The sequence below is a fragment of the Winogradskyella sp. SYSU M77433 genome (genome assembly GCF_029911945.1).
Lineage (GTDB): Bacteria > Bacteroidota > Bacteroidia > Flavobacteriales > Flavobacteriaceae > Winogradskyella.
Genome location: NZ_JARYTG010000004.1, coordinates 244,973 through 258,195 on the forward strand (window position 1 = coordinate 244,973; position 13,223 = coordinate 258,195).

The window sequence follows — 13,223 nt, forward strand, 5'->3', positions numbered from 1 at the left end:
TTTGTTTGTCATTCCGTACTTGATACGGAATCTTTTTTTAGTTAATTATCAAGATATAATTAGAAAAAATCTACACTTCGACAAGTTCTATGTGACACTTTATTATTAACTCAATTTATTATTAAACTGTCTTAATTTTATAGCTGTTAATATTTTCTTGGTGTATAACGGAAAGTCTGCATTAAGCAACCAACCAAAATAACCTGGCTCTTGCTCTAAAACATCTACTACTCTTTTGTTTTTATGTTTTCCAAAAGAGAAACATTCTTCACCTTTTTTATTAAAAATGATAAATCCAGCAAAATCAGCGAACTTTTTTCTAGAACTAAATTCTGCCAAAAATTTAGTATCATTTTCTAACTCATCGTATCTAGATAACTGAGCTTTTAACACCTCATAAGTTGCCCTGGTATCTGCTTCTGCACTATGGGCATCATCTAAATTTTTATCACAGTAAAATTTATATGCAGCACTTAGTGTGCGTTGTTCCATTTTATGAAAAATAGTCTGAACATCTACTGCTACACGGTTTTTCATATCAAAATCTACATCTGCACGTAGCATCTCTTCTGCTAGAAGTGGAATATCAAACCGGTTAGAATTAAAGCCACCTAAATCGGAGTCCTTAATCATATTATAGATTTCTTTAGAAAGCTCTTTGAACGTTGGTTTATCAGCCACATCAGCATCAGAAATGCCGTGTATAGCTGTAACTTCTGCTGGTATTGGCATTTCTGGATTTACTAACCAGGTTTTACTTTCTTCCTTTCCGTCTGGATGTACTTTTAGAACAGAAATTTCTACTATTCTATCATTGGATATATTCACACCTGTAGTTTCTAAATCGAAAAAACAAATGGGCTTAGTGAGATTGAGTTGCATTATTTTGATTTTGAAAATCAAAGATACTTAGAAATCCTAAAATGACGTTGTATGTAAAGCAAAAGGATAACTATAAGTAATATTCATTTATATAAGTTAAGGTTTTACAGAAAAATAAGCATGATACAAAACTAATTTCTGTAATTTTAGATAATCTCGTATGAAGCTATTGAAAACCATATTTTTATTTCAGAAAAAAATAATATTTCTCGCATATTTTATTTCAATTATCATTGGTATAATATTCGGACTTAAATTAAATGTTATTGGGATTAGCTTTTTTACAATCCTACCTTTATTACATTATTTTTTCTATGACATAAAAGATAAATCTGAATACTATTATTATTACAATTTAGGTATAAGCAGAAATAGGCTCTGGCTCTCAACTCTTTTTACGGGAACAATTAACTTTTTGATCTTAGTATTAGTATGAGTGAGCTACACATAGACAGCGTCACAAAGTCGTACAGCGGAAAAGTTGTATTAAGTGACGTTTATTTAAATTGTAAACCTGGAGAAGTTAAAGGTTTAATAGGAAGAAATGGTTCAGGTAAATCTACACTTTTAAAGATTATCTTTGGCACCGAGAAATCCGATTTTAAGTTCATAAGAGCAAATAATAAAATTATAAAAAATGTGACAGATAGAAGGTATTTAATCAATTACTTGCCACAAGAAAACTTTCTACCAAATAATACGTCTATTAAAACACTTATAAGTTTATTTCTTGATAAAAAGAGTAGAAAAATTGTATTAGAAAATGAATATGTAAGACCTCTATTAAGGAAGAAAAACCAACACCTTTCTGGTGGAGAAAAAAGAATAATTGAAATTCTTTTAATAATACATTCACAAGCAAAATATATTTTATTAGATGAACCTTTTAATGGCTTGAGTCCTATTATGAGAGACTATATTATTGATTACATTAATAAAAATAAAACTTCTAAAGGATTTATAATTACAGATCATGACTACACTAATATCATAAAACTTGCTGATAATTTAGTTTACTTAGATAGAGGTTACCTAAAAACAATTGATAAAAACGAATTGAGTGAGTTAGGTTATATACCTGCTTAACCTAAGTTTACCTCAACAAAAAAGCACAGTTTTAAAAACTGTGCTTTCTATTTTATAATAAGATTCTTCGCTATCGCTCAGAATGACATATTAATTTATATCTCACGTTTTTCGTCCCAAGCTTCTAAGTAATCTTTAACAGCTTTTACAAACTGTCCGCCTAAGGCACCATTTACCACCCTATGATCGTATGAATGCGATAAGAACATTTTGTAACGTATACCTACATAATCCCCTTCAGGACCTTCTATTACCGCAGGCACTTTTCTTATAGCTCCTAATGCTAAAATTCCCACTTGCGGTTGGTTTATTATTGGTGTTCCCATAATACTACCAAAAGTTCCTACATTGGTTACTGTGTATGTACCACCTTGTATATCATCTGGAGTAAGTTTGTTCTCCCTAGCTCGGTTTGCCAAGTCATTAACACGCTTAGCCATACCAAACAAATTCAATTCGTCTGCATTTTTAATTACAGGCACAATTAAATTTCCATCTGGCAATGCAGCCGCCATACCAAGATTTATAGATTTTCTCTTTATAATTTTATCGCCTTGTACCGAGATATTCATTAAAGGGAAATCCTTTAAAGCTTTGGCTACAGCTTCCATAAAAATCGGAGTGAAGGTTAAGTTTTCACCTTCACGTTTTTTAAACTCATCTTTTACACGTTTTCTCCAATTCCATATATGAGTAACATCAGCCTCTATAAATGATTGTACGTGAGCCGAAGTCTGAACAGAATCTACCATATGCTTAGCAATAAGCTTGCCCATACGTGTCATCTCAATGATTTCGTCACCTCCAGATACTTTTATTTCTTGCTCTTTTGGTTTTTCTTCCTTAGGCTTTTCTGTCTTAGGAGCCGCAACTGGAGTTTCAACTTTTTTCTCAACTACAGGTTGTTGCTTAGGGGTTTCAACTTTTGGTGCTTCTGGCTGTTGTACTACAGCACCATTACTTCTAGATTCTAAATAAGCTTTAATATCGTTTTTAGTAACACGATTATCTTTTCCTGTACCAGGAATAGCGTCGAGCTCATTTTGTGAAATTCCTTCTTGTTTCGCAATATTTTTAACCAACGGTGAGTAAAAACGATCACCCGAAGATATCACAGGCTCTACTGATTCTTTTGCAGCCACGACTGTTTGAGCAACCTCTGCTACTTCTTTAGATTGTTCTGGCTCAGAAACAGGCTCTACAACTGCTGGCGCTGACTCTTGTTGCGTATCTGCTCCTTCTGTTTCTATTATAGCAATAGTTTGCCCAACTTGAACGACATCATCTACATTGAATAGTTTTTCTACCAAAACACCATCTACCTCACTTGGTACTTCGCTATCTACTTTATCTGTTGCAATCTCTAAAACGGCTTCATCAGCTTCTATGGTATCTCCAACTTCTTTAAGCCATGATGTTATGGTTGCTTCCGCAACACTTTCTCCCATTTTAGGTAACTTAAGTTCAAACTTTGCCATATATATAATTTGAAGGTCTTTATTCGCTAATCGAGTGCAAAATTAATAAAAAAACAGATATTTTATTGATTTTTATTCAACAAACCATTTTTTAGAAGTGGATAACTTCACCTCTATCCACCGCACTATCACTTCCGAGGATAAAGTTACTGTTTTTCGGTAATAATCTAAAGCCTATAGTTTCTTGTTGCGATTTTTTCTTCATATCAGTAATAACAACCTTAGCTTTCAACAAGTTAAAATCATACAAAACAAGTGTATTAGGATCTAAATCAGCCTCAATTTCCTTTAACAGCTCAACAGGTTGAGGCAATATGTGTTTTAAAGTTTCATCTGACCTATCTGAAAAAACAATTGTTTTTAGGTAATTTTTCTTAGCTGTTTTAGGCACACTACTTAAGCCACGTGCCAACTTAATACTCAACCAAACTATAGCGTTAAAAACAATATTTTGTTTAAAATGCTTCTTATAAAATATCTGCATAGCACCATAAAAACGTTTGGCATAATTTGCATCTTTTAATGTGCTTTCACCTTTAAAATGAATTACAGTTGTTTGTCCAAAATAAAAATTCTGGTAACCTACTTTTAAAATTTTATATGATAAATCAATATCCTCACCATACATAAAATAATCCTCATCAAAACCTCCTACAATATCATATACTTTCTTTTTCACCAACATAAAAGCACCAACGAGAATATCAACTTCACCTATTGAATTCGTTTCGAAATGATTGGCGTAGTAGCCATTGGAATTACCTAAGAGTTTTTTTAAAGCGACTTTAGGCTTAGGAACATTACGCTTACTTTCTGGTAAAAAATGCCCAGATCCATCTATAAGTTGGCAACCAACAATTCCTAGATTATCTTCTGTTTTGGTAAAGTTTAAAATTCGAGAAAAGGTATCTTCTGCAACTACCGTATCAGGATTTAAAATGCATATATACTCACCTTTTGCTTTTGCGACACCAATGTTATTTCCTTTCGAAAACCCATAGTTATTCTTATTTTCGATTAGAATTACATTAGGAAATAGTTCCTTCACCATTGTACAGCTATCATCAGACGAATCATTATCTACTACAATAATTTCCGCTTCAATATCTTCAATGGCAGCTTCAACACTTTTTAGACACAATTCTAAAAAATAACGCACATTATAATTAAGGATAACAACTGAGAGCTTCATGTTTGCCCTATGATTTTAAGGATGCTTCAAAAGGAACTCTATCAATAATACTTCGTCCCAAAGTAATTTCATCGGTATACTCTAATTCATTTCCAGCAGCAACACCACGAGCAATAGTAGATGTTGAAACATTAAAATCTTGAATTTGTCTAAAAATATAGAAGTTAGTTGTGTCGCCTTCCATCGTTGGACTCATGGCAAAAATCAACTCTTTAACCTTACCCGATTTTACTTTTTCTACCAACGTTGCTATGTTTAAATCCTGAGGACCAATACCATCCATAGGTGATATTTTTCCGCCTAAAACATGATACAACCCTTTGAAAGAGCTTGTATTTTCAATTGCCATAACATCTCTTATGTCTTCTACCACACAGATTATTTCATCGTTTCGCAATGGGTTTTCACAAATTTCACAAAGTGGTTTATCACTAATATTATGACAGGATTTGCAGAAATTAATCTCAGATCTCACCTTAGATAATGCCTCTGATAATTGTAACGTTTGTTGCTGTGGCTGCCTTAATAAATGCAGAACCAAACGCAAAGCGGTACGCTTACCTATACCTGGTAATTGTGACATTTCGTTAACCGCATTTTCAAGAAGTTTTGATGAAAATTCCATAGTTGCGAAGGTACTGAATTTTGTATACACAAAAGCCCAACCAAATTAAGATTTATGATTAGGCTTTTATTATAATTTTAAGTCTATTTTAAAATAAGCTTCTTGGTTATTTCTCCTTTTGAGCTATTCAATTTCACAAAATACACTCCTGAATTAAATGATGAAACATCTATTTCTTGGCCATTTTGTAAATTTAAGCCTTTAGCATAAAACACTATCTTTCCTAAAGAGTTGAAGATTCTAACACTCACATCTTCCGAACTATCCCATTTTAAATTTACTTCACCTGAAGTAGGATTTGGAAACATCGCAAAATCCTCAAATTCAAAATTCGTAACACTTAAGGATTCGTCATACACATTTGATCTCCACAAACCTCTACCGTATGTCGCTGCATAGATTTTGTCATCAGCTGTATTGATTTCAAGCTCATTTATTCTAACATTTGGAAGACCATTATTGAAAGCTGTCCATGTATTTCCTAAATCATTATCTGTATAATAAATCCCGTAATTCATACCGACATACAAGCCATCATTTCCGTTGTCTTGCCAAACTACAGCCTGAGAAGCAAATGATGGCAAATCCCATTTTATTGATGTCCAAGAGACACCATTATCTGTACTTACATAAACTTTTTGGTTGTTTGTAGTTGCTATAGCAATTTTTGTAGGATCAGTTGGATGAACAGCAATAGAATTTATCCAGCCGCCATTAAAACTTGATTGAGACCAAAATCCTCCTCCATTAACAGTATACCAAAAACTGCCATTTATAGCTAAATACATAAAATTATTGTTAGATGGAGCTATTTTTAAATGATCAATATCATCACCAAAATTTTGAGAAATCGACGTCCATGTACTACCACCATTTTCAGATTTATAAACTTCATCAAAAGCACAATAAATGGTATTTTGAACAATTGGATCTTGTTCAAACGGTACTATCCAATTCCAATTATAATCACCGCCTTTACCGTCTGGTTGAGAAACACCACTTATGCTAAGACCTCCATTAAATGTTTTTATAAAGGATCCAAACTGGGAAGTACCATACATAATTTGCGTGTTATTTTTATCCACAAACCCTTCCATACCATCAGCTCCCCACCAATCTGTCCAATTCCCATCTGATCCAAGGACAGAAGAACCGTTATCTTGAGAACCACCTGTAACAACCACTGGATTAGTTTGGCTTACACCAATTTTATAAAATTGTCGAATACCCATACCTGGGGTTAGATCTGTATAATAATTACTATTAACTAAAGTTGGATTTTCCGCTTTATAAATACCACCATCTGTACAAACGAACAATTTTGCATTAGCACCTGAGCCAGCAAACTGTAATAAATCTACATCCGCATGACAATAGCCTATATTATTTATTGAAGCACCGTAAGGTGTCCATTGTGACGAGTTTGTAAAATTTAAACCACCATCTGTAGACCTCCAAGTATTTATTCCGGCTATGTGGACATCATTAATATCATTGGGATTAACAGCAATATCCATATCTCTAGGTGCTTGCCCCACACCTGCATCACTCGGATCTTGAGGATCAGTACTATATCCAAAATAATTCTTTCCTACATGGTTTAATTTGACAAAAGTTGAACCACTATCTGTGGATTTATATAAACCTCCAAAAGCACCATTAAAAGCCTCTACTACATAAACAACTGATGGATTATCTTCAGAAACTCCTATCATCTTTGGCCCGTTAGAAAATTGGTTTGAAGCCGTTCCAGAAACCTCTGTAAAGTTCATTCCTCCATTAGTTGATAAATAAAATTTATTTCCTGATGCATATATTGTATTGGGATCTCCTGGCTTGAATTCAAAATCAAAACCATTTCCTGTTGAAACGAAGTAAATTGAAGTCCATGTACTTCCTCCATTTGTTGATTTATACAAGCCGCTTCCCTGTGAACTGGCATATAAAATATTAGAATCTGTTGGATGAACTAAAATCTTATTCACCGTTCCTCCTGGAAGATTCCCATGAAGCGTCCAAGTAGATCCACCATCTTCTGACCTGAATATTGCTCCACTCGTTGATCCCCAAAAGTATCTTGAACTGTTTAGAGGGTCTATCGCTAGAGAATATACATCCATGTTGGAAAGGTTATCTGTAAGAACAATCCAAGTTACACCACCATCTAGACTCTTCCAAACACCACCAGTTTCTCCACCAGCAATAATATGATCCATGTTGTTCGGATCTACCGACATTGATGTTATTCTACCAACACCTGGATTGTAGCCTGATGTAGCATTCCAATAGGTTGGCCCCATTTCTTCCCATGTACCTACAACGGTTCTTGCTGCAAGACCTTCATCATTATTAGATAAATTATAGTTCAATAATTCGTCATAGTAAAACTGTGGGGATTTTAACTTTCCTGTTTCATCCATAGCTCTTTCGGCAAAATATTGCCAACGTCTAAAAGGTTTATAACCTGTACCTCTCCCTCGACCAACAGAGTCAAAATGCGTCTCCGCTACTTGAACCACACTTTGAACAGTATGTGTACCTTCTGCTATTAATTCTTTAAAATCTTGAGCACTCAAAATTGAAATGCAAAGCAAACTCAAAACTAGAGTAGAAATCTTTTTCATAGTTGTTATTTATTGTTTAGCTATTTTCACCAAAAATAGTATTTTTAAGTAATTTATTATACACACCTTTATGACTCCAACGTCAATACTTATTTTAATTGCTGCTTACTTTGTCGTACTTATCTTAATTTCTTACTTCACCGGAAAAGAAGATTCTAATGCTGCCTTTTTTAAAGCTAACAAGTCTGCACCATGGTATTTAGTGGCTTTTGGAATGATTGGAGCTTCGTTATCTGGTGTAACATTTATTTCTGTCCCTGGCGCTATAGAGACGAAACAGTTTGGTTATTTACAGGTAGTCTTTGGCTACTTCTTTGGTTATTTAATCATAGCCTATGTATTGCTACCTTTATATTACAAATTGAACCTCACCTCTATTTACACCTACTTGAGAGACCGTTTTGGTAGTACAAGTTATAAAACAGGTTCTATTGCTTTTCTTATTTCAAGAACTGTCGGTGCTGCATTTCGTTTGTTCCTAGTAGCTAAAGTTTTACAACTATTGGTTTTTGACCTTTTTGATATTCCTTTTGCCATTACTGTGGTTATAACAATAGCCCTAATTTGGTTATACACCTTTAAAGGAGGTATAAAAACTATCATTTTTACAGATACGCTACAAACACTTTTCATGTTAATATCGGTTGTTGTCACCATTATTTTTCTGGCATCTGCACTAGATTTTAATAGTATAGGAGATGTTATTTCTTATACTAAAGAGAGTCATTTAAGTAAAGTTTTCTTCTTTGAAAACAGCAAAGATCCACAATACTTTTGGAAAAGTTTTCTTTCTGGAATCTTCATTACTATTACTATGACTGGCTTAGACCAAGATATGATGCAAAAAAATCTGACCTGTAAAAGCTTGAAAGATGCTCAGAAAAATATGATTTCCTTTAGTATCGTATTGATTTTTGTAAATATCTTATTTCTAGTTTTGGGCTTAATGCTTACAGAATACGCTGCTCAAAATGGCATCACAGCGACTAAGGATGATTTATTCCCTACCATAGCCATGTTACCTGAAATTGGCATTATAACCTCAGCTTTCTTCTTGCTTGGGCTTATCGCTGCTGCCTACTCAAGTGCAGACTCTGCACTAACATCCCTTACCACTTCGTTTTGTTATGACATTCTTGATATTGAAAACAAACCTGAAGCGTCAAAAAAAGGGATCAGAAAAAAAACACATGTCGGATTTAGTGTAGTGTTAGTTTTTGTAATAATCTTATTTGATTTAATTTTTAAAGATGTTTCCGTAATATGGGAATTATTTAAAGCTGCTGGCTACACTTATGGGCCTTTACTAGGACTTTTTGCTTTCGGGTTATTTACCAAATATCAAATTAAAGATAAACTTGTTTGGGTTATAGCCATTGTTTCACCAATAGTATCTTACATTTTAAACCTTTATTCTAAAGAATTATTCAATGGTTACGAAATTGGTTTTGAAATTTTGATAATTAATGGGCTTTTAATGTTCATAGGATTATTACTTCTTAAAAAGAAATCTTAATACTGACCCGTTCCCAACAACACCAATGTGCAAGCCACTTCATAATTGATATTATTCTGATTCAAAAGATTGTAAAATTCTGGATTTTCGGTTCCTGGATTAAATATCACACGGTTGGGTTTTAATTCCATTATGTAATCATAGTATGGTTTTTGACGCTGAGGATTTAAGTAAAGAGTTACGGTATCTATACCCTTATAAGGCATTAATTCCGTATCTATCTCAATTCCTGCTACAGTTCCCGATTTTAATCCAAAAGCTTTGACGTCGTGATTATTCCCTTTCAATCTGTTGATGGCAATATTTGAATAACGCTCTGGTTTCAGAGAAGCTCCAATGACCAATGTTTTTTTATTCATATGTTAAAAAGATGTTAAGTTAAATTTATAGAGTAACATTCCGTAAATATAGTCGTCTATCCTTAAACGAACTTTCAATCAATCAAAAAACGATCAATCAAATGAAACATTTATTTGTAATGTTGGCTATTCTATGTTCTGGAATAGCATTTTCACAACCCAATTCGAATTCAGAACTTAAAAACGGATCTATTTCAGGTCGCGTTATTGACGCTGCTCTTAACCAGCCTCTACCTTACGTTAATATTGTTATTAAAGACAATAATGAAAAAGTTTTAACAGGCGGAATCACTAATGACGATGGTACATTTGCTATTGAAAACATACCTGAAGGCAATGTTATTGTTTCTATTCAATTTATTGGTTACAAAACCATAAATCAATCTGTAACCATAGCAAAAGGCAACTACAAAGTAAACCTTGGTGATATAAAATTAGAGGAAGAAGCTACCGGACTGGATGAAGTTACCATTGTTGCTGAAACCTCAACTATTCAACAAAAAGTGGATAGAAAAGTGATTACCATTGGTAAGGATTTACAAACGGCTGGTGCAACGGCTAGTGAAATTATGAACAATTTGCCTTCGGTAAGCGTTGACCAACAAACAGGATCTATTAGCCTTCGCGGTAATCAAAATGTTCGCGTTATGGTCGATGGAAAACTGTCTAACATTCCTGCCGATCAGCTATTGAAGCAAATTCCTTCAACTTCTATTAAAAGTATAGAGTTGATTACTAACCCTTCAGCAAAGTATAATCCTGAAGGCATGAGTGGTATCATTAATATTGTTTTGCACAAAAACACGCAAATTGGATTTAATGGTAATATCAATGTAGGTCTTGCTTATGATATAGAACCAAAATTTAACAGTTCAATTGATGCGAACTACCGTAACGGAAAATTTAATTTATTCGGTTCATATAGTAATAGTGTTGCTAAAAATGTAAACTATGGTCAAATCGATAGACTTGAACAAGACATTCAGCAGAATTTCGACATTCTTAACAATAATAAGTCGAATCTTTTTAAAGTTGGATTAGACTTTTATCTCGACGATAAGAACACATTTTCAATCTTTACAAATCAAAACATGTATGATGGCTGGGGAGATGTAAATTCTAGAATTAAATATCTCAACGATACATCACTAAATGAGTCACAAAATACTAGAACAGATAATGAAAATGATAATAACCAATACAACTTCAATTATAAGCACGATTTTAACGAAGAAGGTCATAATATAGAACTTGAAGTAGACTATAATACTTTTGAAGGTTTTGGGGACACCAACAACGTATTCTTCAGTTCGCAACGTCCAAATTTCTTTGAAGCTACAGATACTGAGCGTGACAATACCACGATAAATTTAGACTATGTGAATCCATTATCGGAAACCACAAAATTAGAATTAGGGTTACAAGCACGTTTATTTGATACTAATATTTTTTACGAATCTAATGCTCGCGAGCAAAACGAATTTGGAGATTACATACCTACTACAACTAATTTTGACTATACAAGAGATATTTACTCAGCTTATGCGACTTATGGTAAGAAGATGGAAAAATGGAGTTACCAAGTTGGTCTAAGAGCGGAGTCTGTAAATGTAGATTCTGAAGCTTATAAAATCGATTTATCTAGTAATGAGGAATTAACTATTCCATTTGAAAACGATTATATTGAACTTTATCCTTCAGCATTTTTCACCTATTCTCCTTCGGATAAAAACTCATACCAATTAAGTTATAGCCGAAGAGTTGATAGACCAGGAATAGGACAAGTAAACCCTTTACCAGAATTTAATACACCTTTAATTTCTCAATTTGGAAATCAGGAATTACGTCCGCAATTTACCAATTCTATTGAAACAAATTACACAAGACAATTTGAAAAAGGAAGTATTACAGCTGGCGTGTTTTATAGAATGATTGAAGATGAAATTCAACAAGCTATTTTAATCGATAGAGCGGATACCAACCGATTGATCTTAACCAATCTTAACTTTGACAATTCTTCATCTTACGGTATTGAAGTTTCGTCTAATTATAGACCAACAAAATGATGGAGTTTTAATGCTAGTTTCGATTTGTTTTCTCAAACTCAAAAAAGTGTAGCTGAGTCTTTTGATGACGACCAAAACATAGTTTTAAACACTGTTGAAGTTGATAACGTAGCATGGAACCTAAGAGCTTTCAACAATTTTAAAGTAAGCAAAAGTTTAAGTTTTTCAGCATTTGGAATGTATAGAGCTAAAAACAGAAATATTCAGTTTGAAATGAGAGAAATGCTTATGGTAAACTTAGGCATGCGTTATAACTTTATGGAAGGTAGAGCTAACTTTAGCTTAAGTTATAATGATATTTTCAATACCATGTATGCACAGTTTGATGGTGAAAGACCATATTTACAAAGAGGCACATTTAACTGGGAAAGTCAACAAATTTCAGGACGATTATCTTACCGTTTTGGTGGAGGAAAATACAGAGCAAAATCTCGTAAACAAAGAGATGATAATGAAAAAGATGGAGGAGGTTTATTCTAATAAAACATATTTGATAGCCAACATAAATAGTTGATGGTTAGTGTTAATGCTTGGACTATTAAATAAAGAAAACCCGAAACGTAAAGTTTCGGGTTTTTGTTAAATAGCCGTTAAATGTGTTAAAGTTTGAAATAAAAACCCAACTCTTACGTCTATATAGATGATAAGTTTTAAATAATAATAGTTATTAGAATTTTTCATATTCTATAACATAGTGTTAGTTAAAGTTGGTTAATAGCTGAAAAAGCCCTGACAAATTTTGTCAGGGCTTTTTTTTATAGCTTATTACTGTTCCCTTTCAAGGATTAAATCAGCTGGGATTTTAAATTCTGAGGAATCTACAAGACTACCATCTGGGCATTCTTTGTGCGGTGATATGTAACTCAGCCTATTTTTTCTAGTCCATTTTAGTGTTCCGCTCGGTAAACTTCCGTTTGAACCTATCATTCCATCGGGAATAAACTCCAATAATAAATCAGCGTTTTTTTGTCTTTGGCAGCTGTCCGTTGGCTCATTGTAAAACAACTCTATTTCATTTGAACTATTTATTATGTTACCATATATTAAGCTATCAACAGGTGGTGTAGTCGAAGTGTTATAAATTTCAACTCCATTTACTTTGTATATTATTACAACAGATAAATAGTCTTCGAAATTAGGGTCATTATAATGAGGTGACCAACCTTTTGCTTTATGCATTTTTTTTGTAATCGAAATTTTCAAATAATAAGTACCATCATCAAAAACCCAATTACCTGTATATTTATCAAGGATGTTGTTAACGTCTTTGAAGTAGATTGGTGTACCTGATTCACCCTCATAAGTTAATTCTTCTTCGAGTGGTACAATAGTTTCTTGAGCTTTTATTGTAAAAAAGCTAAATATTAAAAATACACTTAAGTATGTTCTCATAAT

General features: G+C 33.2%; 9 protein-coding genes and 1 pseudogene. 3 read left to right on the plus strand and 7 right to left on the minus strand.

Translation table 11 applies throughout. From position 1 onward, the window contains the following. Positions 1-105: 105 nt before the first annotated feature. On the minus strand, positions 106-882 hold the full coding sequence (locus tag QGM60_RS09915) for a 3'-5' exonuclease (RefSeq protein ID WP_281140090.1): 777 nt from the start codon (positions 880-882) through the stop codon (positions 106-108). A gap of 432 nt (positions 883-1,314) precedes the next feature. Between QGM60_RS09915 and QGM60_RS09920 the strand changes: the two genes are divergently transcribed. Then, positions 1,315-1,968: an ATP-binding cassette domain-containing protein gene (locus QGM60_RS09920; protein ID WP_281140091.1), complete on the plus strand. Its 654-nt coding sequence runs from the start codon at positions 1,315-1,317 to the stop codon at positions 1,966-1,968. Positions 1,969-2,063: 95 nt separating this feature from the next. Here the strand turns inward: QGM60_RS09920 and QGM60_RS09925 are convergent, their stop codons facing one another. The 4 genes from QGM60_RS09925 to QGM60_RS09940 all read right to left on the minus strand — a co-directional run bounded on the left by QGM60_RS09925 (position 2,064) and on the right by QGM60_RS09940 (position 7,887). Continuing rightward, positions 2,064-3,446: a dihydrolipoamide acetyltransferase family protein gene (locus tag QGM60_RS09925; RefSeq protein WP_281140092.1), complete on the minus strand. Its 1,383-nt coding sequence runs from the start codon at positions 3,444-3,446 to the stop codon at positions 2,064-2,066. 91 nt (positions 3,447-3,537) lie between these two features. Next, on the minus strand, positions 3,538-4,638 hold the full coding sequence (locus QGM60_RS09930; RefSeq protein WP_281140093.1) for a glycosyltransferase family 2 protein: 1,101 nt from the start codon (positions 4,636-4,638) through the stop codon (positions 3,538-3,540). A gap of 7 nt (positions 4,639-4,645) precedes the next feature. After that, positions 4,646-5,263, minus strand: a complete 618-nt coding sequence (gene recR / locus QGM60_RS09935; protein WP_281140094.1) for a recombination mediator RecR — start codon at positions 5,261-5,263, stop codon at positions 4,646-4,648. An 83-nt stretch (positions 5,264-5,346) separates the two neighbouring features. Next, the gene (locus QGM60_RS09940) at positions 5,347-7,887 is read right to left on the minus strand and encodes a T9SS type A sorting domain-containing protein (protein WP_281140095.1); all 2,541 of its coding nucleotides are present in this window, start codon (positions 7,885-7,887) and stop codon (positions 5,347-5,349) included. A 70-nt stretch (positions 7,888-7,957) separates the two neighbouring features. On the opposite strand from QGM60_RS09940, the gene QGM60_RS09945 reads away from it, so the two are divergent. After that, positions 7,958-9,403, plus strand: coding sequence for a sodium:solute symporter (locus tag QGM60_RS09945; RefSeq protein ID WP_281140096.1), 1,446 nt, complete (start codon positions 7,958-7,960; stop codon positions 9,401-9,403). Here the strand turns inward: QGM60_RS09945 and QGM60_RS09950 are convergent. After that, a complete protein-coding gene (locus QGM60_RS09950) occupies positions 9,400-9,762 on the minus strand; it encodes a CoA-binding protein (RefSeq protein ID WP_281140097.1) in 363 nt (120 codons plus the stop codon). The two genes, QGM60_RS09945 and QGM60_RS09950, sit on opposite strands and share 4 nt — an antisense overlap. Before the next feature lie 119 nt (positions 9,763-9,881). On the opposite strand from QGM60_RS09950, the pseudogene QGM60_RS09955 reads away from it, so the two are divergent. Beyond that, positions 9,882-12,308, plus strand: a pseudogene (locus QGM60_RS09955) (outer membrane beta-barrel family protein). A gap of 285 nt (positions 12,309-12,593) precedes the next feature. Here the strand turns inward: QGM60_RS09955 and QGM60_RS09960 are convergent. Next, complete coding sequence (locus tag QGM60_RS09960; RefSeq protein WP_281140098.1) at positions 12,594-13,220, minus strand: DUF6705 family protein; 627 nt, start codon at positions 13,218-13,220, stop codon at positions 12,594-12,596. Positions 13,221-13,223 lie beyond the last annotated feature (3 nt).

What these genes read in the sequence shown, in the direction of transcription:
- QGM60_RS09925 (WP_281140092.1), bottom strand. Translation starts at nt 3,446, where the DNA reads ATGGCAAAGTTTGAACTTAAGTTACCTAAAATGGGAGAAAGTGTTGCG.
- QGM60_RS09950 (WP_281140097.1), bottom strand. Translation starts at nt 9,762, where the DNA reads ATGAATAAAAAAACATTGGTCATTGGAGCTTCTCTGAAACCAGAGCGT.
- QGM60_RS09915 (WP_281140090.1), bottom strand. Translation starts at nt 882, where the DNA reads ATGCAACTCAATCTCACTAAGCCCATTTGTTTTTTCGATTTAGAAACT.
- QGM60_RS09930 (WP_281140093.1), bottom strand. Translation starts at nt 4,638, where the DNA reads ATGAAGCTCTCAGTTGTTATCCTTAATTATAATGTGCGTTATTTTTTA.
- QGM60_RS09960 (WP_281140098.1), bottom strand. Translation starts at nt 13,220, where the DNA reads ATGAGAACATACTTAAGTGTATTTTTAATATTTAGCTTTTTTACAATA.
- recR (WP_281140094.1), bottom strand. Translation starts at nt 5,263, where the DNA reads ATGGAATTTTCATCAAAACTTCTTGAAAATGCGGTTAACGAAATGTCA.
- QGM60_RS09945 (WP_281140096.1), top strand. Translation starts at nt 7,958, where the DNA reads ATGACTCCAACGTCAATACTTATTTTAATTGCTGCTTACTTTGTCGTA.
- QGM60_RS09920 (WP_281140091.1), top strand. Translation starts at nt 1,315, where the DNA reads ATGAGTGAGCTACACATAGACAGCGTCACAAAGTCGTACAGCGGAAAA.
- QGM60_RS09940 (WP_281140095.1), bottom strand. Translation starts at nt 7,887, where the DNA reads ATGAAAAAGATTTCTACTCTAGTTTTGAGTTTGCTTTGCATTTCAATT.